The organism is Rhizobium sp. 05N49, assembly GCF_056396805.1.
Map to the genome: position 1 here is coordinate 409524 of NZ_JBFTME010000001.1, position 23026 is coordinate 432549.

24 protein-coding genes and 1 riboswitch are annotated in these 23026 nt (G+C 62.0%); of the genes, 11 read left to right on the plus strand and 13 right to left on the minus strand.

The window, feature by feature from the left end; translation table 11 throughout:
* The first annotated feature begins 272 nt into the window (after window positions 1-272).
* On the plus strand, window positions 273-965 hold the full coding sequence (locus AC1DF8_RS02130; RefSeq protein ID WP_018115643.1) for a MerR family transcriptional regulator: 693 nt from the start codon (window positions 273-275) through the stop codon (window positions 963-965).
* 74 nt (window positions 966-1039) lie between these two features.
* Here the strand turns inward: AC1DF8_RS02130 and AC1DF8_RS02135 are convergent, their stop codons facing one another.
* Both AC1DF8_RS02135 and AC1DF8_RS02140 read right to left on the minus strand, forming a co-directional pair.
* The gene (locus tag AC1DF8_RS02135; protein WP_113115327.1) at window positions 1040-2167 is read right to left on the minus strand and encodes an ATP-dependent DNA helicase; all 1128 of its coding nucleotides are present in this window, start codon (window positions 2165-2167) and stop codon (window positions 1040-1042) included.
* Window positions 2168-2226: 59 nt separating this feature from the next.
* A complete protein-coding gene (locus tag AC1DF8_RS02140) occupies window positions 2227-3546 on the minus strand; it encodes a Mur ligase family protein (protein ID WP_113115146.1) in 1320 nt (439 codons plus the stop codon).
* 30 nt (window positions 3547-3576) lie between these two features.
* Window positions 3577-3657, minus strand: a riboswitch (ZMP/ZTP riboswitch).
* Window positions 3658-3829: 172 nt separating this feature from the next.
* Between AC1DF8_RS02140 and AC1DF8_RS02145 the strand changes: the two genes are divergently transcribed.
* From AC1DF8_RS02145 to AC1DF8_RS02160, 4 genes are all read left to right on the plus strand, one after another.
* Window positions 3830-4861, plus strand: a complete 1032-nt coding sequence (locus tag AC1DF8_RS02145; RefSeq protein ID WP_477994866.1) for a sensor domain-containing diguanylate cyclase — start codon at window positions 3830-3832, stop codon at window positions 4859-4861.
* Window positions 4862-4952: 91 nt separating this feature from the next.
* A complete protein-coding gene (locus tag AC1DF8_RS02150; protein WP_113115148.1) occupies window positions 4953-5333 on the plus strand; it encodes a COG4315 family predicted lipoprotein in 381 nt (126 codons plus the stop codon).
* Between the two features lie 10 nt (window positions 5334-5343).
* Window positions 5344-5859 carry an RNA polymerase sigma factor gene (locus tag AC1DF8_RS02155; RefSeq protein ID WP_113115328.1) on the plus strand — a complete coding sequence of 172 codons (516 nt, stop codon included), beginning with the start codon at window positions 5344-5346 and terminating at the stop codon, window positions 5857-5859.
* On the plus strand, window positions 5856-6641 hold the full coding sequence (locus AC1DF8_RS02160) for an anti-sigma factor family protein (protein WP_113115149.1): 786 nt from the start codon (window positions 5856-5858) through the stop codon (window positions 6639-6641). Before AC1DF8_RS02155 ends, AC1DF8_RS02160 begins: the two co-directional genes overlap by 4 nt.
* A gap of 21 nt (window positions 6642-6662) precedes the next feature.
* Here the strand turns inward: AC1DF8_RS02160 and AC1DF8_RS02165 are convergent, their stop codons facing one another.
* The 3 genes from AC1DF8_RS02165 to nthA are packed head-to-tail and all read right to left on the minus strand — an operon-like array spanning window position 6663 to window position 8351.
* Window positions 6663-7034 carry a nitrile hydratase accessory protein gene (locus tag AC1DF8_RS02165; RefSeq protein WP_113115150.1) on the minus strand — a complete coding sequence of 124 codons (372 nt, stop codon included), beginning with the start codon at window positions 7032-7034 and terminating at the stop codon, window positions 6663-6665.
* Window positions 7021-7680: a nitrile hydratase subunit beta gene (gene nthB, locus AC1DF8_RS02170; RefSeq protein WP_113115151.1), complete on the minus strand. Its 660-nt coding sequence runs from the start codon at window positions 7678-7680 to the stop codon at window positions 7021-7023. The genes AC1DF8_RS02165 and nthB overlap by 14 nt, the downstream gene beginning before the upstream one ends.
* Entirely contained in the window at window positions 7677-8351 is a 675-nt protein-coding gene (gene nthA, locus AC1DF8_RS02175; RefSeq protein WP_113115152.1) for a nitrile hydratase subunit alpha, read from the minus strand. The genes nthB and nthA overlap by 4 nt, the downstream gene beginning before the upstream one ends.
* A 256-nt stretch (window positions 8352-8607) precedes the next feature.
* Between nthA and AC1DF8_RS02180 the strand changes: the two genes are divergently transcribed.
* From AC1DF8_RS02180 to AC1DF8_RS02190, 3 genes are all read left to right on the plus strand, one after another.
* Complete coding sequence (locus AC1DF8_RS02180) at window positions 8608-9300, plus strand: hypothetical protein (protein WP_477994867.1); 693 nt, start codon at window positions 8608-8610, stop codon at window positions 9298-9300.
* A gap of 88 nt (window positions 9301-9388) precedes the next feature.
* Window positions 9389-10672, plus strand: a complete 1284-nt coding sequence (locus tag AC1DF8_RS02185) for an SDR family oxidoreductase (RefSeq protein WP_477994868.1) — start codon at window positions 9389-9391, stop codon at window positions 10670-10672.
* A complete protein-coding gene (locus AC1DF8_RS02190; protein ID WP_113204775.1) occupies window positions 10672-11142 on the plus strand; it encodes a DUF2269 family protein in 471 nt (156 codons plus the stop codon). The genes AC1DF8_RS02185 and AC1DF8_RS02190 overlap by 1 nt, the downstream gene beginning before the upstream one ends.
* On the opposite strand, the gene AC1DF8_RS02195 is transcribed toward AC1DF8_RS02190, so the two are convergent.
* Window positions 11134-11727: a LysE family translocator gene (locus tag AC1DF8_RS02195; RefSeq protein WP_018115656.1), complete on the minus strand. Its 594-nt coding sequence runs from the start codon at window positions 11725-11727 to the stop codon at window positions 11134-11136. The genes AC1DF8_RS02190 and AC1DF8_RS02195 overlap by 9 nt on opposite strands.
* A gap of 151 nt (window positions 11728-11878) precedes the next feature.
* Here AC1DF8_RS02195 and AC1DF8_RS02200 point away from each other — a divergent pair, with 151 nt between their 5' ends.
* Complete coding sequence (locus tag AC1DF8_RS02200) at window positions 11879-12724, plus strand: aldo/keto reductase (protein WP_112969294.1); 846 nt, start codon at window positions 11879-11881, stop codon at window positions 12722-12724.
* Window positions 12725-12807: 83 nt separating this feature from the next.
* Here AC1DF8_RS02200 and ilvN read toward each other — a convergent pair whose 3' ends face one another.
* A complete protein-coding gene (gene ilvN, locus AC1DF8_RS02205; RefSeq protein WP_018115658.1) occupies window positions 12808-13380 on the minus strand; it encodes an acetolactate synthase small subunit in 573 nt (190 codons plus the stop codon).
* Window positions 13381-13407: 27 nt separating this feature from the next.
* Entirely contained in the window at window positions 13408-15201 is a 1794-nt protein-coding gene (locus tag AC1DF8_RS02210; RefSeq protein ID WP_018115659.1) for an acetolactate synthase 3 large subunit, read from the minus strand.
* 340 nt (window positions 15202-15541) lie between these two features.
* Here AC1DF8_RS02210 and AC1DF8_RS02215 point away from each other — a divergent pair, with 340 nt between their 5' ends.
* Complete coding sequence (locus AC1DF8_RS02215) at window positions 15542-17572, plus strand: ATP-binding protein (protein ID WP_477994869.1); 2031 nt, start codon at window positions 15542-15544, stop codon at window positions 17570-17572.
* A 9-nt stretch (window positions 17573-17581) separates the two neighbouring features.
* On the opposite strand, the gene AC1DF8_RS02220 is transcribed toward AC1DF8_RS02215, so the two are convergent.
* Together AC1DF8_RS02220 and miaA are read right to left on the minus strand one after the other, a co-directional pair.
* Window positions 17582-18130, minus strand: a complete 549-nt coding sequence (locus AC1DF8_RS02220; RefSeq protein WP_477994870.1) for a histidine phosphatase family protein — start codon at window positions 18128-18130, stop codon at window positions 17582-17584.
* Window positions 18131-18142: 12 nt separating this feature from the next.
* Complete coding sequence (gene miaA / locus AC1DF8_RS02225; RefSeq protein WP_477994871.1) at window positions 18143-19036, minus strand: tRNA (adenosine(37)-N6)-dimethylallyltransferase MiaA; 894 nt, start codon at window positions 19034-19036, stop codon at window positions 18143-18145.
* Between miaA and serB the strand changes: the two genes are divergently transcribed.
* Complete coding sequence (gene serB / locus AC1DF8_RS02230; RefSeq protein WP_477994872.1) at window positions 19035-19925, plus strand: phosphoserine phosphatase SerB; 891 nt, start codon at window positions 19035-19037, stop codon at window positions 19923-19925. The genes miaA and serB overlap by 2 nt on opposite strands.
* An 80-nt stretch (window positions 19926-20005) precedes the next feature.
* Here the strand turns inward: serB and AC1DF8_RS02235 are convergent, their stop codons facing one another.
* The 3 genes from AC1DF8_RS02235 to hflC all read right to left on the minus strand — a co-directional run bounded on the left by AC1DF8_RS02235 (window position 20006) and on the right by hflC (window position 23023).
* Entirely contained in the window at window positions 20006-21760 is a 1755-nt protein-coding gene (locus AC1DF8_RS02235; RefSeq protein WP_477994873.1) for a Do family serine endopeptidase, read from the minus strand.
* Window positions 21761-21863: 103 nt separating this feature from the next.
* Entirely contained in the window at window positions 21864-22049 is a 186-nt protein-coding gene (locus tag AC1DF8_RS02240) for a DUF2065 domain-containing protein (RefSeq protein WP_018115664.1), read from the minus strand.
* 11 nt (window positions 22050-22060) lie between these two features.
* The gene (gene hflC, locus AC1DF8_RS02245; protein WP_018115665.1) at window positions 22061-23023 is read right to left on the minus strand and encodes a protease modulator HflC; all 963 of its coding nucleotides are present in this window, start codon (window positions 23021-23023) and stop codon (window positions 22061-22063) included.
* Window positions 23024-23026 lie beyond the last annotated feature (3 nt).

The window sequence follows — 23026 nt, forward strand, 5'->3', positions numbered from 1 at the left end:
ACGGCGGAAAACACTGTGGTTCCTCTATACCACACACCCGAGCAAGAGGTGGACCGGGATGCCCTGACATTGCTATCCCATTTAAAAACGGTTATTTTTAGCACTTACAAAAGAAACCGTCCGCGCATAAAGTGGGCGCTGCGTAAACGAGTCAAGTACGCCGAGTACTGCTTCTTCCAACGATAAGAACGCTAGAGGAAACCCCACTCGCCGCGCTCCGGAAGCAACTGGCAAAGCCGCATGAGGTGCAACTACCTGCCCCAGGAGGGTTCATGCCAGACGGTTCCAAACGTTTGTTTGCTGCCGCCGGTATTGCTTCGGAGGCCCGGTCGAAATACCGGTTCCTGCCTTCGGCTGCTTTGCCGCCGGATATTCCACAAGGTCCCGTTGCCATCGCCGACATGGCGAACGCTTTCGGCGTCACGCACAGGACATTGCATTTCTACGAAGAGAAGGGCCTGATTTCCGCAAACCGCATCGGCCTGATGCGCGTTTACGATCAGGATGACGTCATGCGCATGGCGGTCATCACCGTCTGCCGCGAAACCGGCATGCCGATCGCGGTCATCCAGGAGCTGATGGAGGTTCTGCGCAGCGCAGTCTCACAGGAAGAGGCCGAGTCGATCTTCCGCGAGGCCCTTTCCCAGCGCAAGCGCGAGCTGACGGCCGAGATGTCGACCTTGCACCGGCAGTTACAGCAGGTGAGCGATCTTCTCGAATATGACAGCAGTCTCGACTTGCCGCCGATCAACGACAACAGGGATCCGGCAAGCCTGACCGATCAGGAGCGACAATGCCTGGAGCTGATGTCAGAGGGCTATTCGACACAGCGCATTGCCCGCGCCCTCGACCTCAAGCATGAGGAAGCGCGCGGACTGGAAGCCAACATCATTCTGAAATTCCATGCCAACAACCGCTTCCAGGCCATCGCCAAGGCGGTTCTCCTCGGCATCGTTCAGGCTTGATTCTCCCCACACCGGCTGCGGCCGCCACCGCATCCCGCACGACCGTGATCGCGAAACTTTAGGGAACGCCCAGTTTAGCGGACAATCGTCAGCGTTTCTGCTGCACGTGTAATCGCGGTGTAAAGCCAGCGCTCGCGCGTATCGCGGAAAGCCCAGCTTTCGTCGAACAAGACGACATTGTTCCACTGCGAACCCTGTGCCTTGTGCACCGTCAGCGCATAGCCGTAATCGAACTCGTCATAGCGCTTGCGCGTGTTCCAGGGGATCTCGCCTTCCACATTCTCGAAGGCCTGTTTCAGGAGCTTGATCTTGGCAGCCCCCCGTTCCATGTCGTCATCTTCGGGGCGCACCAGCAGATTGATGCCAGGCTTCGTCGTTTCCTTGGATGAGGTCATGACCTGCCAGAGCGAGCCGTTGAGCAGGCCCTTTGCCGGGTCGTTGCGCAGGCAGACCAGCTTGTCGCCGGTCTGTGGATGTTCGGTCGTAAAACCCTTGAGTTCCCGCAGGCGCTGGTTATAGCGCCGCCGCGTCTTGTTTGTGCCGACAAGCACCTGATCGGCATCCATCACCAGCGGCTGCGTCACCTCGTTCTTCGAGATCACCTGCGCCTTGCCGTAGTCGCCATACATGATCTCGTTGCCCTCACGCACCTGCATGGCGAGCTTGATGATCGGATTGTCGCGCGCCTGCCGGTGGATGTCCGTCAACAGATAATCCGGTTCCTGGTTTGTGAAGAAACCGCCGCCCGTGACCGGCGGCAGCTGGCCGGGATCACCGAGCACCAGGATCGGCGTGCCGAAGCTCATCAGGTCCTTGCCGAGCGCCTCGTCCACCATCGAGCATTCGTCGACGATGATCAGCGCAGCCTTGGCGACCGGACTCTGGCGATTGATGGAAAACATCGGCGCGATCGAAGTCTTGCCGGTTTCCTCGTCCTCCACCTCTTCCTCGCCGCGCGGCCGATAGATCAGCGAGTGGATGGTCTTGGCGTTCGACGCCCCACGCGAGCGCAGTACCTGTGCGGCCTTGCCGGTGAATGCGGCAAACAGCACATCTCCGTCCACATGCTCGGCAAAATGCTTGGCAAGCGTCGTCTTGCCCGTTCCGGCATAGCCGAACAGACGGAAGAGCGGCGACCTGCCCTCCTTCAGCCAGTTCGAAACGGCCTTCAGGGCTTCATCCTGTTGCGGGGCGAATTGCATGGAAGCGACTTGGCAGGATTCGCCTCGCATAGGCAAGGCGGAATTTTCCCTGAGGCGAGCTAGCTCTTCACCGCCTCGTTGATGACCCGCTCGCGCAGCAGGCCGACGAGATAGAGCGATCCCGTCAGGATCACCCAGGCGCCGGAGCTGGCTGCCCGTTCGAGCGCCTTTTCATAGGCAGTCTGCGGATCCTCGATCACTTCGCTCGCGAGACCGATCTGACCGGCAAGCCTCTGCAATTCGGCAGGAGAACGGAAACGATCGGAGACCGAGGTGAAGATCGGCGAGACGCCATGGCGGCCCATCACCTCGAGAAGCCCCGCGGCATCCTTGTCGGCCGCGATCGCCACGACAGCAATGCCCGATCCGGCAAATCCTTCCATGCCGGAGAGATCGTCGAGCACCGCTTCGAGATTGAACGGCACATGTGCCCCGTCGAGCGCAACGGCAATATTGCTGGCCGCGGCACGCCCCGGGACAGGGACAGGTACAGGCACGGCAAACCGCTCCAGCCGCCCCGGCAGCTGCGATTCCCGCTCGGCCTCGGCATCAACAAGCCATCCGCCGACCGCCTTGCCCTCGCGCGCCCTGACGCCGAGTTCACCGAGCACATCGAGCGCGGCACCCGCGACTGCGGCATTGCGCCCGGCAATCGTCGACGCTTGCGAAAGATCCGGCCGGATCAGACGCGCATCGATCTCGGCCGCCCGCCTGGCTATCACCGCCCCCGCCTCGTCATCCGCTTCAAGCGGTGTCACGACAGTCGTATGCGGCTTGATGATGCCGGCCTTTTCGAAGGCAATCGCCGCCCGCGTCTTGCCCAAGATCTCCGTATGTTCGAGGCCGATATTGGTGACGATCGAAACATCGCTGTCGACGATATTGGTCGAATCCAGCCGGCCGCCGAGCCCTGTCTCGACAACGGCCCATTGAACGCCCGCATCGCGAAAAATCAGGAAACCCGCCGCTGTCAGTATGTCGAACCATGTTGCAGCCTCGGCTGCCGTCCCTTCCGTCCTTGCTTCCCTGAGCGCATCAAGGCCCTGGAACAGCGCCTCGGCTAGCACGGCCTCCTCGACCGGCTGGCCGTTGACGCTGACGCGCTCGGAAATATGCTCCACATGCGGCGAGGCATAGCGCCCGACGGAAATGCCGGCATGGCGTAGCCCTGCTTCCAGCAGCGCGCAGGTCGAGCTTTTGCCCTTGGTGCCTGCCACATGGATCGAGCGGAAGGCGCGGTGCGGATTGCCGAGACGCGCGGAGAGATCGAGGATCGGTTCAAGCCCGACACGCATTTCGCCGCGCGGGCGTTGTTCCCAATTGGTGAGCTGATCAAGTTGCGAAAGGGCTTCGATAAGGCGGGGATTCTGGTTCTGCATGGGGCATGGCACAGGTTACAGGAGTTACTATCTTGGTGCCCAGGCGAGCGGCAGCGGCAGCCTGCGCTTCCCGATGGTTCTCCATCTGTCTCGCCAGTCACGCAAGCGAACCGACACTAGAACCTTTCCATCGCCCTGCCTAGCCTCGCTAGCGTCATCGGCAGCGCCCCGCCGCGACGCCGCCCGCGGCAACTGCCAGTTAACGCTGGTGAATTTTAGCCCTTGCCGAGATTTTCAATAGGGCCATTTCTATCCCCTGTCTTTGACAGAGACGGAGATCCGAGTGGGGCAGACGATCCGAATTCCAGTCAACGAACCGCAGCGACTGCTTGCCGTGCGCTCGCTGAGCGCCATCAGCAGCAGCCCGACGCCGGAGCTTGCAGCACTTGCCGAGCTCGCCAAGAATGCATTCGCAATGCCCTATGCCGCCGTCAACATCGTCGATGAGGACTGGCTGCGCATTGCCGGCGAAGCGGGTATGCAGCTTTCCGAATGCCCGCGCGACCTTTCCTTCTGCACCCGCGTCGTCTTCGCCAACGACATGGTCGTCGTTCCCGATTTGGAACAGGATGCGGAACTCAGCACCGCACCCTACGTGACAGGCCCGCCGCATTTCCGTTTTTATGCCGGTGCACCTCTGGAACTTGAAAGCGACCTGGCAATCGGCGCGTTCTGCATCCTCGATCAGAAGCCGCGGCTCTTCACCGAACAGGAGGCCGCCAATCTTCGCCGTTTCGCCCGTGTGGCCAGCGCGCTTCTGCGGCTGCAGAAGGCGAATTTCGTCATGGGCCTTGCCGAAAACAGCCTGCGCACCGCCGCCATGACCGATCCGCTGACGGGCTTCCTCAACCGATCGGCGCTCGATGCCATCGTCGACCGGGCGCTGGAAGCAGCCCTTGCCTCCGGCCAGACCTTCGGCGCCCTCTATCTCGACATGGACGGCTTCAAGTCGATCAACGATACGCTTGGCCATCATATCGGCGACGAAGTGCTGCGCGAAGCGGCAAGCCGCATTCGCTCGGTCATCCGCTCCGGCGATATCGTCATCCGCATGGGCGGCGACGAATTCGCAATCTTCGTTCCAAACCCGCCGAGCACCGAAGCGCTTGTCGCCGTCTCCGAACGTCTTCTCGCGAGCTTCCGCAGCCCCTTTACCATTGAAGGGAACATCATCCGCGCCCGCCTGAGCATCGGTGCGGCACTTGCTCCGCTGGGCGGCCGCCGCCGCGCCGAATTGCTGCGTAACGTCGATAACGCCCTCTATCGCGCCAAGGCGGCCGGACGGGACTGCCATGTTGTTTTCAATCCGAACTGACGTTTGAAAAACAGACGGGAATAAAACCAAGCCCTGACGTGTCTCATGTCCGGTATCGCAAAAATGCGTGCCTAACCCGAGGAGAGAGACCATGAAGTCCGTGAAATTCCTGTCCGTGCTTGCAGTCGTCGCTGCCACCGCCACTGCAGCCTACGCCGCCCCCGCCGTCACCGAGGTCGAAACGGCCAAGGGCAAGGTCCTCGCCGGCGAAAAGGGCATGACCCTCTACACCTACAAGAAGGACGAAAAGGGCGTCACGAACTGCTACGACAAGTGCGCCACCAACTGGCCGCCCTTCCTCGCTGCTAGCGACGCCAAGGCCGATGGTGCATACTCGCTCGTCGAACGCAAGGATGGAAAGAAGCAGTGGGCCAAGGACGGCATGCCGCTCTATTACTGGGTGAAGGACACGAAGTCCGGCGATATCACCGGCGATGGCGTCGGCGGTTCCTGGGATGTCGCAAAGCCCTGATGAGGCCAGCGTGAAGACGCCCCCACCCGATACGTTCGAGGGCCAGATCCTGGCCCTCCTCCCCTCGCTCCGCCGCTATTCCCGCAGCCTCACCCGCTCGGATGCCGAAGGCGAGGATCTGCTTCAGGATTGCGTGGAAAAGGTCCTGGCCCGGCGCGGCCAGTGGCGCGGCATCAACCTGCGCGGCTGGGTCCTCACGACGATGACCAACCTTTACCGCAACGCCCGCCGCGCAAGCCCCCGCGACCGGCTGGTCGAACTCGATGCCGCCGAGGATATCGCCAATTCCGATACCCAGGCCGATCCGCTAGAGCGCCTGCGGCTGGAACAGGCTCTCAACAGCCTGTCGGAGGACTACCGCTCCGTGCTGATGCTCGTGGTCATCGAAGGCTACAGCTACAACGAAGTCGCGGCCATGCTGGAGATCCCGATCGGCACCGTCATGTCGCGCCTGTCGCGCGCACGCCAGCGCATGAGCGAACATATGAAAGCCGACAACGTGATTACGCTTCGGAGACCGAAATGAACGAAACCAATCGAGCCGTGACCGAAGCGGACCTGCACGCCTACGCCGACGGGCAATTGCCGGAAGCTGCCCGCGCCCGCGTCGAAGCCTACCTCGCGGAAAACCCGGAGGAGGCGGCCATGGTCGCCGCTTGGCAGACGCAGAGTGCCGGCATCAAGTCGCTTTTTGCAGGCTATGAGAAGAGCCGCGATGCCGATCTCCGGATGGTGACATCGGTAGTCCAGCCAGCCTCCCCCTGGAAGTTGCGCTCGGCATTCGCCGCAGCCGCCGTGATCCTCTTTGCGCTTGGCGCCGTCAGCGACCGCTTCATCCCGCCGCTCTTTGAGCGCCCACCGTTACAGCTTGCCGAATCCGAGACCCTGCCGAAGCAGGCCGAAACCGCCTTCCTTGTCTATGCGAGCGAAGTGCGCCACCCGGTCGAAGTCTTCGCCAATGAGGAAGCCCATCTGGCGACCTGGCTCGGCAAGCGTCTGGCGATCCCCGATCTCAAGGTTCCGGACCTGAAATCCCTCGGCTTCCACCTTGTCGGTGGTCGCCTGCTACCGGTCGATGACAGGCCGGGTGCCATGTTCATGTACGAGGATCAGGGCGGCGAGCGCCTGACGGTCATCGTCGGCCGCAATAAGGAAAACAGGACGACGAGCTTCCGCTTCGCCTCCGCCAAGGATGTGGAAACCTTCTATTGGATCGACGGCGAACTCGGCTACGCTGTCACCGGCGAAATCTCTCGCGACATGCTGCGCAAGGTGGCGGAGGAATGTTACCGGCAGTTCCCATCCTGAGGCGGGAACCGCATCTGAAACTCAGCGCTGGGGATCGTTGGCAAGCTCGATCGGCCTGCCATGCGGCGTTGCTTCCGCCGCCCTTTGCCAGCTCTTCTGCAGGTCGAGGATCACGGCGGCATCCGCAACGCCGCGGCTGACGAGCAGTTCGGAAAGAGCAGCCACCCAGCAGTCGAAATAGTCGCTGCCGTCTTCGGCGCGGCCGGGTTTGTGCAGCTCCGTCGACAGGGTCTCAGCCCATTCGTTCCAGGTAAACAGCCCCTTCTCATGCAGATGCACGGTCATGGCGAAGGCCTCCGCAGCCCAGGGCTCCGGGAAAACCGGATCACCTTCCGGTGACTTCGGCAGGCTGGGCGATTGGGCCAGTTGAGACGGCACCTCACACACGCTCAAGATAGCTCTCCCACGCATCGATCGAGACCGTCAGCGACGGGTCTGCCCCCTCGCCCCAGATCTCGCCACCATCGAAGACCACGGTATAGAGCCATTGCGGGTTCTCGCCCTTGCCATGCGCATTGTCATCGGGGAAGACAAATGAGCCCTGCACCGCCTCGATGGTGCCGGTCTTGGCGCGGGCATAGCGCGGCAGGCGGGTATGGGTGGCCGGATTGAAATTCTTGGTCTTTACAGTTTCGCCGACCACGAAGAGCGGCGCCGCCTCGATAGGCCGGTCGCAAGGCCCGCCCTTGGCGAGCACGCCGGCGACCATGTCGGCCTTCAGCACTCGCTTCGGCACCGAGCCATCCTGCAGCTTGGAGCCGGACAGCAATTCCTCGCGGCTCGCAAAGCCATGGCGCTCCAGAAGCATGTCGATGCCGCGGATCCAGATCTCGTAATAGCTTGCTGCAAGATAATCGGCCGGCGGAATGCTTTCGCGCGCATGCCGGCTCTCGTCGATCGTCCAGGCACCAAAAGCGCCACAGGAGAGCGTGATGCCGAGCGCCCTCTTCTCCCATTCGGCATGAAAATAGGGTTCGTTGACTTCCGGCGCGACGGGGCCGAAGCCCATCTGGCCACCGAGATCGTGTGGGCCGTTCATCGGGCCACCTCCGGGTTGCCGGCACCCGAAATTTTCGGGCTTCCCGCAATTGCAGTGCCGATCATCGCATCGCGGCTGACGAGATCGGCAAGCGCCTCCTCATCCATGCCCTCCGTTCCCTCGGGCCGCTCGGGGATGACGAGATAACGCAGCTCCGCCGTCGAATCCCAGACGCGAACCTTCTTGCTCTCAGGCAGCGTCACCCCGAATTCAGCCAGCACGCCGCGCGGATCGATGACGGCACGCGAGCGATAGGCGGGAGCCTTGTACCAGACCGGCGGCAGGCCGAGAACCGACCACGGATAGCAGGAGCAAAGCGTGCAGACGATGAGGTTATGCGTGTCAGCCGTGTTGAAGACGGCGCGCATGTGCTCGCCCTGCCGACCAGTATAACCGAGGCTCGCAATCGCAGCCGTCGCGTCCCGCTTCAGCCATTCGGCAAAGTCGGGATCGCTCCAGGCTTTCGCAACGACACGCGCACCATTGCGCGGCCCGACCTTTGTCTCATAGGTTTCGACAATCGCATCGATCGCCGCCGGATCGATCAGCCCCTTCTCCGTCAGCAGCGTTTCCAGCGCCTTCACGCGCGCCTGCATGTCCGAATAATGGTTGTCATGGTGATGATCATGGTGATCGTGGTCATGATCTGCGTGGTCGTCTCTGTGCCGCATGGCGCTCTCCAGGCTAGAGCGCTCGATCTTATGCGGCGATCGGAGGACCGCCAAGCGCATTTCTCGTCAAGAAGTGTCCCAAATGAATGCCGTCGGCGATGACTGAAGATGGAGCTAATTAAGCAACTCCTTATTTTTCGCCGTGATCCTAACCAAACGTTAACGGCTTCATCTCAACATCGCACACATGAAACTTCCGACATTCGGCCGCAGCACCAGATCACCCGCGCCTCCGTCCGCGCCTCCGCGAGACGAGATGGAGAGCCTTGCCGATAGCTCGGCCTCTGTCGATCCGCGCCGGCAGGAGACCGAAGATGCCGTCCAGAGCCCAGGACTGGTTGCACGCGCCCTGCTGGATCATGTGATTCAGGAGATGGCGACTGACGGCCATGTTCAGCCGATCGATCTGTTTGGAGCCCTGGGATCGATTGGCGGTTTTTCGTGCGTCCTCACTGCCTTTGATATTGCTTCCGCAGGGGATCTCAGCGACGACGCTGATCTCATCGCCATGGAAGCCGAGGACGGCTCCCGCTATTATACCGGCAACCTGCCCAACGCCTTCCTTCTGGAAAGCCACGATTCCCTGCTAAACCTGACGTATGGCGCCGCAAGAAGGTCCGGAGCCCTGATCTCGCAAGAGATGGCGATGGAAACGCTTCGTTACGTGGTCTCAACAATCGGACATCCGCAGTTCGGAATACCGCGATTGACGGATGAGAACCGTCCAGCCGAGACGCCCGTTGCCTACGTTCGCCGTCTGTGGCCAAAGTTGGCCGATGCTCTCGATCGAAATCGCGTACCCCTCAGCAGGCGACCTTTCGCGATCGGCCTGGCGCTGGAACTTGCCTTCTTCCACGTCAGGCCGCCGCTTGACCCGTCTCTGGCGGCCCGGATCGTCACCGAATGCGCTATTCCCATGGCGAGACTCGATCCCCGCCTTATCGCTTGAGCTATCCGGCATGAAAGGCAGACAATTTCTTGCAGGCGTTATACCGCCCGCCCCTGCCCGACATGCCGTTTTTGGGTAGTCTCCCATCATGAACATCCTGATTCTCGGTGCCACAGGCTTCATCGGCTCGGCGATCGCAGCGCGGCTGCTTGCGGACGGCTGCACCGTGACCGGGCTAGCCCGCAATCCCGACCGGGCGCGGGTTCGCCAGCCCGCTATCCGCTGGATCAGGGCCGACCTGGAGAAGATGACCAATGTGGCCGACTGGGCCTCCGTGCTGGAGGGCCAGGACGTGGTCGTCAACAGTGCCGGCGCCCTCCAGGACGGTCTTTCTGACAATCTCGCGGCCACCCAGAAACGCGCAATGATCGCGCTCCAGCAAGCGGCGCGACCGGCCGGCGTGACGCTCATCGTCCAGATATCCGCCCGAACGGATGGCGCCGGCAGCGACTTGCCCTTCCTCGCCACCAAGCGCGCTGCCGATATCGCGCTCGCAGCCTCCGGCCTGCCTTACGTCATCCTGCGCCCGTCCCTCGTGCTCGGCCGCAACGCCCATGGCGGCACCGCACTTCTGCGCGCACTCGCATCCTTCCCGTTTGCCCTGCCGCTCATCCATGCCGACAGCCCGGTTGAAACGGTCGCCGCCGAAGATGTCGCCTCTGCGGTCTCGGCTGCGATTTCAGGCACGCTTCCCTCCGGCAGCGACATCGAACTGGCTGCCACCGAACGGCACACGCTGACGAGCCTCGTCAAACTGCATCGTTCCTGGCTTGGCCTGCCGGATGCGCCTGTTATCTCTATCCCGCCGGCACTCGCACGGCCCGTCTCATGGCTTGCCGATCTTGCCGGCCATCTCGGCTGGCGCTCGCCGCTGCGCTCCACCGCCATGACCGTCATGTCCGAGGGCGTCAGGATGGACCGCCCCATCCGGCAGGGTCTGCCGACGCTTTCGGCCGCAGAGACGCTTGCCGCCAACCCCTCCGGCGTTCAGGACCTGTGGTTTGCCCGCCTCTATCTCCTGAAGGCGCCCATCATTGCCGGGCTGTCGCTCTTCTGGCTGCTATCGGGCCTCATCCCGCTTCTGGCACCTGAACAGACAAGCGCCCATTTCCTGCCCTTCATGCCAGCCGATGCGGCCAGGGCGATGACAATCATCACCTGCCTGATCGATATCGCGCTCGGCGCCGCAGTTCTCGTGCGCCCCTTCGCCCGTCGCGCCCTTGCCGGCATGCTCATTGTCTCGCTTGCCTATCTCGCAGGCGGCACTGTCCTGGAGCCGGCGCTCTGGCTCGATCCGCTCGGGCCGCTGGTCAAGGTGCTGCCATCGCTGCTGCTGACGCTTGCGGCACTCGCAATCCTGGATGAACGCTGATGCTCGCCGAATTGCTGCTTCTTGCCCATGTCGTGGGTGCCGCCGTGCTCTTCGGCACCGGCGCCGGCATCGCCTTCTTCATGGTGATGGCCCATCGCACCCGTGATCCCGGGCTTATCGCACACGTCGCCGGCACCGTCGTCATCGCCGACACGATCTTTACCGCCACCGCCGCCATTCTGCAGCCAGTCACAGGCTATCTTCTCGCCCGCATCATCGGCTGGGACCTGACGGAAAGCTGGATTGCGCTCTCGCTGTTGCTCTATGTCGTGACCGGCATCTTCTGGCTGCCGGTCGTCTGGATCCAGATCCGGCTGCGCAATCTGGCGCGGGCCGCAGCGGCTTCGGGCGCCGCCCTGCCATCGGCCTATTTCAGCCTTTACCGCGTCTGGTTCGCTTTCGGCTTCCCGGCTTTCTTCGCGGTAACAGGCATTCTCTGGCTGATGCTCACGAAGCCGACGCTATTTTAGCATCGGCCAGAGGCTGAGAACGAGCAGCAATGCCATGGTGATATTGAACCATTTCAGCCGCACCGGATCGGACAACCACTCCCGAAGCGCCGAGCCGAAGCCAGCCCAGGTGGACACGGAAGGCACGTTGACCGCCGCAAAGGCGAGGCCGACGAGCAGGACGCTGATCATATAGAGCTCAGGATTGGTATAGGTCGCCATGGCCGTGACCGCCATCACCCAGGCCTTCGGATTGACCCACTGGAAGGCCGCGGCACCGAGGAAGGACATCGGCTTCACGCCGCTCGTGCCCTCGCCCAGCGAGCGTGACGTTCCGATCTTCCAGGCGATCCAGACGAGATAGGCGCCGCCTGCGAACTTCAGCGCGGTATAGACCGCCGGCACCATATGCAGCAGCGCTCCGAGCCCAAGCCCGACGCCAAGAAGCAGCGACAGGAAACCTGCCCCGATGCCGAACATGTGCGGGATGGTGCGACGGAAACCGAAATTCACGCCCGAGGCAAACAGCATCATATTGTTCGGCCCCGGCGTGATTGACGTCGTGAAGGCAAAGAGCAACAGAGCCAGAAACGTATCCAGCGGCATGAAACCTCCCGGAAAGCATGTGTCGATGATGTGGCCGACTTATTGGATTTAGGTCAGCATAACTGCCCTAAACCCTTGTCACCATAACATGATTGTCACGGTGACAGGATTACCTGATAGTCTGCCGGAGACGCAAAGGACCAGAACCGCCATGGACGACCCGATCCCCACCATCACTTTCCCCGATGGCACCGAAGTCCCCGCTCTCGGCCAGGGAACCTGGGGCATGGGCGAGGATGCCGGCCACGCGAGGCAAGAAATCGCAAGCCTCAAGGCCGGCCTCGATCTCGGCATGACGATGATCGATACCGCCGAAATGTATGGTGACGGCGGCGCCGAAGAAATCGTCGGACAGGCAATCAAGGGCCGCCGTGAGGAGACCTTCATCGTCAGCAAGGTCTATCCCTGGAATGCCAGCCGCACCGGCACGATCACCGCCTGCGAAAATAGCCTCGACCGCCTCGGCACCGACCGCATCGACCTCTACCTGCTGCACTGGCGCGGCAACTATCCGCTCGCCGAGACCGTCGAGGCCTTCGAAACGCTGAAGGCTTCGGGCAAGATCCGCGCCTGGGGCGTCTCCAATTTCGATACCGACGACATGCAGGAGTTGCTGTCTGTTCCCGGAGGAAAGAACGTCGCCGCCAATCAGGTCCTCTACAATCTCGCCCGTCGTGGTATCGAATACGATCTCCTGCCCTGGTGCCAGAGCCGCAATATCCCCATCATGGCCTATTCGCCGATCGAACAGGGCCGCATCCTGCACCATCCGGACCTGATCCATATCGCCAAGGCCTATCAGGCCACCCCGGCGCAGCTGGCGCTTGCCTTCGTGCTCGAACGCGACGGCGTCTTCGTCATACCCAAGACCTCCAACATCGAGCGCGCCCGCGAAAACCGCGACTGCGTCTCCCTCGACATTACCGACGAGGACTGGGAAGCGCTCGATGCCGCCTTCCCGCCACCGGCAAGAAAAACGCCGCTGGAAATGCTCTGATCTCCAACGGCGCAATTGTTTTGCTATTGTGTTGCAGTTTCCACATGCCCGGGCTGTAGTTTCTACATGCCCGGGCTGTAGTCCTACATGCCCTGAGCGCCGCGGTTCATCGCGGCAATGCCGGTGCGGCAGACTTCGATGAGGCCGAGCGGCTTCATGATCGCGATGAACTGGTCGATCTTCGAAGACTTGCCGGTGATCTCCAGGATGAAATGATCGATCGTTGCATCCACCACCTTGGCGTGGAACGCATCGGCAAGGCGCAGCGTCTCGGCGCGGGTCTCACCGCTGCCGATCAACTTCAGAAGCGCCACTTCCCGTTCGATCGGCCGGTCCTGGCCGAGTTCACGGGCACGCACCGTCAGGTCCACCACACGATGAACGGGCACGATGCGCTCCAGCTGCGCCTTGATCTGCTCCAGCACCTGCGGCGTGCCGCGGGTCACGACGGTGATGCGCGACAGATGCGCTGCATGCTCCGTCTCGGAAACCGTGAGGCTTTCGATATTGTAACCGCGGCCGGAAAACAGGCCGATCACGCGGGCGAGAACGCCCGGCTCGTTATCGACGAGCACCGAGAGCGTATGGTTCTCGACGGCCGCCGTTTCCGGAGAGATGAAATAGGCAGAGCCGGTGGGTTGAAGGTGTGCGTTCATGATCCTGGGGTTCCTACCTATCTGTTTTTATACTAGCTGACGGCCCTTGGCGTCGATCGCATTGGCGACCGCCTCGTCCGTGGCTTCGTCCGGCAGCAGCATTTCATTATGGGCCTTGCCCGATGGAATCATCGGGAAGCAATTGGCGAGATTGGCGACGCGGCAATCGACGATGACCGGCTTCTTGACATCGATCATCTCCTGGATCGTCGCATCGAGATCGTCAGGCTTTTCGCAGCGCAGGCCGACCGCACCATAGGCTTCGGCGAGCTTCACGAAGTCGGGCATCGCTTCCGTATAGGAGTTGGACAGGCGGTTGCCATGCAAGAGCTGCTGCCACTGGCGCACCATGCCCATGTACTGGTTGTTCATGATGAAGATCTTGATCGGCGCATTGTGCTGGATCGCCGCCGACATTTCCTGGATGCACATCTGGATCGAGGCATCGCCGGCAATGTCGATGACGAGGCTCTCCGGATGGGCGATCTGGACGCCGAGGGCTGCCGGCAGGCCGTATCCCATCGTGCCGAGGCCACCCGAAGTCATCCAGCGGTTCGGCTGCTCGAATCCGTAGAACTGGGCTGCCCACATCTGGTGCTGGCCGACTTCGGTCGTGATGTAGGTGTCGCGATCCTTGGTCAGCTCATAGAGACGTTCCAGCGCATATTGCGGCATGATCACGTCGTTGCTCTTGGTATAGGCGAAGGAATTGCGCGCGCGCCAGCGGGCGATATCGGCCCACCACGCGTCCAGGCGTCCCTTCTCCGGCTTCTTCGGCAGCGCCCGCCACAGGCGGATCATGTCTTCCAGGACACTGCCGACATCACCGCGGATGCCGAGGTCGACGCGAACGTTCTTGTTGATCGAGGACGGATCGATGTCGATATGGATCTTCTTGGAATTCGGCGAGAAGGCATTCAGCCGGCCGGTGATACGGTCGTCGAAGCGCGCGCCGATGCAGACCATGACGTCGCAATCATGCATCGCCATGTTGGCTTCGTAGGAGCCGTGCATGCCGAGCATCTTCAGCCAGTTCTTGCCTGAGGCCGGATAGGCGCCGAGGCCCATCAGCGTCGAGGTGATCGGGAAATCCGTCAGCTCGACCAGTTCGCGCAGCATGCGGGATGCTTCCGGGCCGGAATTGACGACGCCGCCGCCCGTATAGAGGATCGGCCTGCGGGCATTCGCCATCAGCTCGATTGCTGCGTGAATCTGGTTAATGTCGCCCTGAACCTTCGGCTGGTAGCTCTTCTGGATCGCGTGATCGGCCGGCGGCGTGTAGGTGCCGGTGGCGAACTGAACATCCTTCGGAATATCGACGACGACGGGACCGGGGCGGCCGGACTGCGCAATGCGGAAGGCTTCATGGATGACGGCGGCGAGCTCGTTGACATCCTTGACCAGCCAGTTGTGCTTGGTGCAGGGGCGCGTGATGCCGACGGTGTCGCATTCCTGGAAGGCGTCCGAACCGATGAGCGAGGTGGGAACCTGGCCGGAGAGGCAGACGAGCGGAACCGAATCCATCAAGGCGTCCTGCAGCGGTGTCACGGCATTTGTGGCACCCGGACCTGACGTGACCAGCATGACGCCGACCTTGCCGGTGGAGCGGGCATAACCTTCGGCCGCATGGCCGGCACCCTGCTCATGGCGCACGAGGATATGCTTGATCTCTTCCTGCTGGAAGATCTCGTCATAGATCGGAAGAACCGCGCCGCCGGGATAGCCGAAGATGTGCTCGACACCATTATCCTTCAGCGCGCGGAGAACGATTTCCGCTCCCGTCATTCGATTGCTGTCCGCTTGATTGTCCGTGCTCGCCATGTATCTGTTCCGTTTGATGCTGAGGAGTTGAGGTTCGTGCCGGAAGCCCTGATTTCGGGCATAAAAAAAGGCCCCTGAGGAGCCTTCGTCTTGCGCATGGGTGGCTACCGCCGGATGGTTACACCATCCTGCCCATGCGCTTTCCCACCACGATAAGAACGTTCGAAATTGTCATGGGCGGAATTGATAGACAGAAAATTTCGCAGCGTCAACGCATTCCGCAATAAAAAATCCGCGGCCGGCCAACCGATCACCACTCCCATAGCCCGTCCAATTCTGGGGCTGAAGGATTTATTAAAGGATCGGTCATATCCTGTCCTTTACTGCGGGGAGTAACCCTTTGCTGAACAACGACATGATGACGACAGGCAAGGCAGGCGAACAGGATCGCCGCGATAGCCTTACGCCGGGGAACCGCTTCCTCGGGCGTGTCGTTGCGTGCAGCGGTTCGCGCGCCACCATCGCCGCCGTGGCGGAAGCCGGTGGCACCGATCTCACCGAACTATGGTCCGTCGGTCGGCTGATTTCGATCAGCGTCGGCAGGAATCGTGTCGTCGCCCTCGTCTTCTCCATGAATACTGGCAACCAGGGCTGGGGCGAAGGCCAGGACAATGTCTTCCGCATCGAGACGGAACTGCTCGGCGAGGTCCGCGTCGACGAAGACGGCCGCGAGGAATTCTCGACCGGCATTTCGTGTTATCCCCATCTCGGCGCCATCGCCCATCGTATCCGCGCCGCGGACCTGATGCGCATCTATGATGCCGGCAAGGGCGCCACCGCCGTCATCGGCAACCTGACACAGGATGAAAGCATCGAAGCGGCGATCCATGTCCCCTCGATGCTGTCGAAGCACTTCGCCGTAGTCGGCTCGACCGGTGTCGGCAAATCGACTGCCGTCTCGCTGCTCCTGCACAAGGCGATCGAGGCCGATCCGAAGCTGCGCGTGCTGATCCTCGATCCGCACAACGAATTTGCCGCCGCCTTCCCGAAACACGCCGTTACCATCGATACCGATACGCTTGACCTGCCCTTCTGGCTGATGCGTCTCGAGGAATTCGCCGAAGTGGTCTTCCGCGGCCGCCCGCCGGTACCGGAAGAGCTCGACATGCTGCGCGATATCCTGCCGGAGGCCAAGCGCGCCTTCCGCGGCAGCGACAGTTCGCTGGTGCGCCGACAAACGGAAAAGAGCTCGATCACTGCCGATACGCCGGTACCGTACCGCATCGCCGACCTGCTTGCTCTCATCGACGAGCGCATCGGCCGGCTCGAAGGCCGCACCGAAAAACCCTTCCTGCGCTCGCTGAAAATGCGCATCATCGCCGCGATCAACGATCCGCGCTACCACTTCATGTTCTCCAATAACACGATCAGCGACACGATCACGGAGACCATCGCGCAGATCTTCCGCATCCCCGGCGACAACAGGCCGATCTGCACCTTCCAGCTCGCCGGCATCCCCTCCGAAGTCGTCAATTCGGTCGCGTCCGTGCTCTGCCGCATGGCCTTCGAAATCGCGCTCTGGAGCGAAGGCGCCATTCATATGCTGGTCGTCTGCGAAGAGGCGCACCGCTATATACCCTCGGATCCGAACCTCGGTTTCGTTCCGACCCGCCAGGCGATTGCCCGCATTGCCRAGGAAGGCCGCAAATACGGCGTCTCGCTCGGCATCATCACCCAGCGCCCGGGAGAGCTCGACCAGACGATCCTGTCGCAGTGCTCGACACTCTTTGCCATGCGCCTTGCCAACGACCGCGACCAGGAAATCATCCGCTCGGCCATTCCCAATTCCTCGATCTCAACGACGAGCTTCATCTCCTCGATCGGAAATGGCGAGGCGATCGCCTTCGGCGAGGCGATCCGCGTGCCGATGCGCATGCGCTTCCTGCGCGTCGATGAAACCCTGCTGCCGAAGGCCCATAGTGCCACCAGCAAACATGCCGAGGAAGACCCGGACACCGTCGACCTGCGCCGCATCGTTACCCGCATGCGGGCGATCACATCGGGCCCCGATATTTCCACCTTCCAGCAGAGCTACAGCTCCGCGATGACGGATTACGAGCCGGACGAGGATTTCGAGGACGAGGACGCCGCCCAGCCCTACGCCGCTCCGTCGGCAACCGAGGCGCCGCTCGAGCCCTATCGGCCAGCACTCCTGCCACAGACCCGGGCCCCACTGCCCGAGCCTCCGCCGCTCTCGCCGCAAACCTCCATCGACGCGCGCCTGGAAGCGCTGCGCCGGGAAATGCGCCGCGACGAGCAGCCGAAGCCGGCCTTCGGCGAACAGACGTCACAGCCACGCCGCGAGGGTGGCATGTCACTGCGCGAAAGCATCCTGAAGAAGCCGCTGAGCAGCCTCTACAATAAGGATTGAGCCCTTCGCTCAGTGAAAATAGGAGATCGCCTCGATCCGCATGGTCTCGTCTGCGACCGCCAGCTTTATCACGGTTGGCATGGTGAGGAGCTTCCACAATTCGTAACCGGACGTCCCAGAGAGATTCCCGAGGAAGCTGCAGAGAATGCGGCCGTGGGAAACAACGGTGCATTGTGTCGCTCCGTCCAGCAGCGAGGCGATCTGGCTCAGACCGGCCCTGAATCGCGCTGCCGTTTCGGCATGGGAATCGCCCCAGACCCGGTTCTCCCGATCGCTGAAATAGCGCTCGACCGATATCGCGAAATCGTCGCTTGATATCCACGCCATTTTGTCGGCTCGATGCTCGCGAAACTCCTCAACAGCCGTCACCTCCAGGTGCGTCAACTGTCTTGCCGTCTGCATTGCCTTTGCTTCGGGGCTGCTGAAGACCAGTTCGGGCAATAGGCCTTTGAGAGATGCAGCCACGGCACGGCCAGCCTCGGTCAACTGCCAGGAGGCGGGAGGGCGCTCCGGATCGGGCATCGTCTCTGCATGGCGAACAAGATATACTTCACGCATTCCTGGAACACTTCATGTCAACCGCTCCCAGCTTTCATCCATCTGGTTGCGGAACCATGTCATCTGCCGCTTGGCATATTGCCGCGTGGCGGCCGCCCCGCGCTCGATCACCTCGCGGCGGCTCATCTCACCGCGCAGCATCCCCGCAAGCTGCGACACACCGATCGCTTTCATGACAGGCATCTCGGCGGGAAGATCGAGCGCCAGCAGCGCCTTCACCTCTTCCTCTGCTCCCTGCTCCAGCATCTTCTCGAAACGGCCATTGATGCGCTGGTGCAGTACGGCGCGATCCGGCAGCACGACGATCTTGCGCGCCGTCTCGGGATCGACGATGACTGGCCCCGCCAACCCCTGGAATTCGGCGATCGACTGGCCCGTCACCTCGAAGACTTCAAGCGCCCGCACGATCCTCTGCCCGTCCTGCGGATTGAGGCTTCCAGCGACGGCAGGATCGGCCTTGGCAAGGTCCGCATAGAGCACTTCCGGCCCCTCCTGCAGCAGTCGGCCCCTCAGCCGCTGGCGGATCGCCTCGGGGATGACAGGCATCTCCGAGAGCCCACCTGTCAGCGCCTTGAAATAGAGCCCCGTGCCGCCGACGAAGACCGGCAGCTTTCCCTCGGCGCGGATGCGCGGCAAGAGCGCCGTCACATCCCGCAGCCAGGCGCCCGTCGAATAGGCCTGCCCCGCCGGCACATGACCGTAGAGATGGTGCGGCACGCCTTCCATATCTTCTTCCGAAGGCCGTGCCGTCAGCACCCGTAGCGTGTCATAGACCTGCATGCTGTCGGCGTTTATCACCACGCCACCATGCTGTTTGGCCAGTTCCACAGCGAGCGCGGACTTGCCGCTGGCAGTCGGCCCGGTTATCAGGATCGCATTCAAAGTGCTCAGAAGGTTTTCCATCATGGCCCTCGTTGCCACGCTTGTTGCCAATCCGTCAAACCCCGTACTTTCGCCTGCGATCGCCGAACGCGCCGCCGACGCCGTCAAGTCATCGGGGCTCTATTGGCTGGCGGGCGGTGTTGCCTGCGATATCGTGCTCGCGGACGGCTCCGACGGCCAGGCGGCCGAGGCCAGCCTGCTCGCCGCCATCGCCGGCAACCCGATCGATCTCGTCATCCAGGAACAGGAAACCCGCCGCAAGAAGCTTTTGATCGCCGATATGGATTCGACCATGATCGGCCAGGAATGCATCGACGAACTCGCCGCCGAAGTCGGCCTCAAGGACAAGGTCGCGGCCATCACCGCCCGCGCCATGAACGGCGAGATCGCCTTCGAGCCGGCATTGCGCGAACGCGTCGCGCTCCTGAAGGGCCTGCCGATATCGGTGGTGGATGAAGTCATTGCCAAGCGCATCACGCTGACCCCGGGCGGCCCAGAACTGATCGCCACCATGAAATCGAAGGGCTATTACACCGCCCTCGTCTCCGGCGGCTTCACGGTCTTTACCAGCAGCATCGCCGCGACCCTCGGCTTCGACGAAAACCGCGCCAATATCCTGCTTGAGGAAGGCGGCGTCCTCTCCGGCTACGTCGCCGAACCCATTCTTGGCAAGCAGGCCAAGGTCGATGCCCTGAACGACATCGCCGCCCGTCTCGGCATCTCCCCTGAAGACGCCATTGCCGTCGGCGACGGCGCCAACGATCTCGGCATGCTGCATCTGGCCGGCTCCGGCGTCGCCCTGCACGCCAAACCGGCTGTCGCCGCCGAAGCAGGCATGCGGATCAACCACGGCGACCTGACGGCGCTGCTCTATATCCAAGGCTACCGCAAGACGGATTTCGTAACGGCTTGAGCGCTGCGAGCCACATCTGAAAACAGAAAAGGAGCGGCTAACCGCTCCTTTTTGATTTCCGGAACCGTATCCGACAGCCCCTACTCCATTGGCACGGCAACAAACCGCAGATCGCCGTTGGCAGCGGCGACCATCATCTGCGCATTGCGCCGGCCTTCCTGCTTCAGCGTCTGCACTTTCGTGGCAACCGCATCCGGCGACTTCATGAATTCCTGCGCCACTTCGACGATCACGTCGCCGGGCTTGAGACCTTTTTCGGCCGCAGCAGAACCCGGCGCGACCTCGGTCACGACGACACCGTCGACGCTTTCGGCGATGCCGAAGGCCTTGCGGGTTTCGGGGCTAAGCAGCGAGAGCGACAGGCCGAGCACATGCTTTGGCGTAACCTGGTCTGGTGTCGCCTGATCCTGCCCCTTTTGATCTGGGCCTTTCTGATCCTGTCCCTGATCCTGCTGATGCGGATCCTGGCCGTCCGGCGCGGTCTGCCCCTGATCGCCGCCCTGATCCGGTTCGTCCATATCGTTGTTTTCGCCGGGATCGGGATTGATGACGCCGCCATCGCCGGAATTGTCGACGGCAGCAGCAGCCTGGTCGCTGTCTTCGAGACGGCCGAGCGTCACCTTCACGGTCTGCTCCTTGCCGTCGCGCAGCACGATGACATCGACCTCCTTGCCGACAGGGCTTTCGGCGACCACGCGCGGCAGGTCTCGCATCTCGCTGACGACCTTGCCGTCGAATTTCAGGATCACATCACCGGCCTTGATCGAACCGTCGTCGACAGGTCCGCCCTTGATGACCCCGGCAACCAGAGCGCCCTTGGCGCTGTCGAGGCCGAGGCTGTCGGCCACCTCGTCGGTGACGGGCTGGATGCGTACGCCGAGCCAGCCGCGGCGCGTCTCGCCATATTCACGAAGCTGATCGACCACGCCGGAAGCAAGCTCCGATGGGACGGAGAAACCGATACCGATCGAGCCGCCCGACGGGGAGATGATCGCCGTATTGATGCCGATGACCTCACCCTTCATGTTGAAGAGCGGACCGCCCGAATTGCCCTTGTTGATCGCCGCATCCGTCTGGATGAAATTGTCATAGGGGCCGGCATTGATGTTGCGGCCGCGGCCCGAAATGATGCCGACCGTGACCGATCCGCCGAAACCGAACGGGTTGCCGATCGCCATGACCCAGTCGCCGATGCGCATGACGCTGGAATCGCCGAACTTGACGGATTTCAGCGGCTGCTTCGGCTCGACCTTCAACACCGAAAGATCGGTCTTGGTATCCGTGCCGATCAGCTTGGCCTTGAGCTTGGAGCCGTTGGCGAAATTGACCTCGATGTCGTCGGCGCCTTCGATCACGTGGTTGTTGGTGACGATATAGCCGCTGGGATCGATGACGAAACCGGAACCAAGCGAGCTGACATTGTGGTTGGGACCGCGATTGCCCTGCTGCTTATTGAAGAAATCGTTGAAGAATTCCTGGAACGGCGAGCCATCCGGCGCGCGCGGAGCCGGCCCTGCCCCCTCGTCATCCTTCACGTTCTGCGAGGTCGAAATATTGACCACGGCATCGAGCAGTCCCTCGGCGAGATCGGCAACGGAAGCCGGCCCGTTGCCCGGCGCCGTCATCTGCACCGGCGGAGCGGCGGGTGCGACCGCAGCAGGAGAAACCGCTGGTGCTTGAGGCGCCGCAGGGGCCGGTGCTGCCTGTTCAGGTGTCGCTGGTGCGGGAGCGGTTTGCGCATGCGCAACACCGCTTGCGCCGACATTTGCCAGAAGGGCGGTGCCGGCCAGGAGCGCGAGCGTTCGTCTGAAGGGCGAGCGATTCGTGGGGGCCATCAAGCTTCCTCTGCTGGGGTAAAGGCGCACATACAGCACCAGCATACGGCGGAATGATGGAGGGCGAAATCACCTTTTCGCGAAATCCCCTTCCGAATGTGACCTACCCTCGCAAAAGCCAGACCCCTCCGACGCCAAGCGCCGTCGCTGCCAGGCCGAAGGCTCTCAATTGCCACTCTGGAATGCTGGGAAGAAGCTTCGCCATCCCGACAAGAAAACGAGGGGCCAGTGCATAGACCAGCCCCTCGATGATGAGGAAGAACGCAAGTCCCGTCAGGAAATCCTGCATTCTCTAAGTCGTCAGTTCGCCGCCGGAGCAGGCGCAGGCTGCGCGGCCGGCGGCGGCACAAGGCCACCCGTCTGGCCGGGTACTGCAGGCTGATTGCCGTTCGAATTTTCGAAGTAGCGGAAGAACTCCGAGCTCGGCGACAGAACCAGCGTCGTATCCTGCGAGGACATGGCCGTGGAATAGGCCGACATCGAGCGATAGAACTCGAAGAAGGCCGGATCCTTGCCGAAGGACTCTGCGAAGATGCGGTTACGATCCGCGTCACCCTGACCACGCAGGATTTCCGAGTCACGCTGGGCATCCGCGGTGATCTCGACGACCTGACGGTCGGCGACGGCCCGGCGGCGCTGGCCTTCTTCGTTACCCTCGGCGCGAATACGCTCGGCCTCGGCCAGACGCTCGGAGCGCATGGCGTTATAGGTATTCGGAGCCACTTCCGGCGACAGGTCGGTCCGGCGAATGCGGACATCGTCGATATGCAGGCCGAGATTTTCGGCGTCGGTGCGCAGATCGTCCCGGATTTCGAGCATCATCGCCACGCGCTCTTCGGAAAGCGCGGCATTGTAGTCGCGCAGACCGTAGACGCGGCGAAGCGAGGAATCGAGCTGCGCGCGCAGACGTGCCTCGGCAGCGTCACGATCACCCGACACCGTTTCGCGGAAACGGCGCACATCCGAGATGTTGTAGATCACGAAGGCATCGACATCGAAGGTCTGGCCGTCCTGAACCTGAACGCGGATATTGTCGAGGTCGAGCCTGAGTGCGCGCTTTTCGACATACTGTACCCGATCGGCATCCATGAAGCCGAAGGGCAGCTTGAAATAGAGGCCCGGTTCGCTCTTGACCGACTGGATCTGACCGAAGCGGACGACGATTGCCTGCTCACGCGCATTGACCACGAAGATCGACGAATAAAGAATGGCGAGAATGATCGCGAGCCCGATGAGGATTACGGGAAGTCTGTTGGATAGCATGGT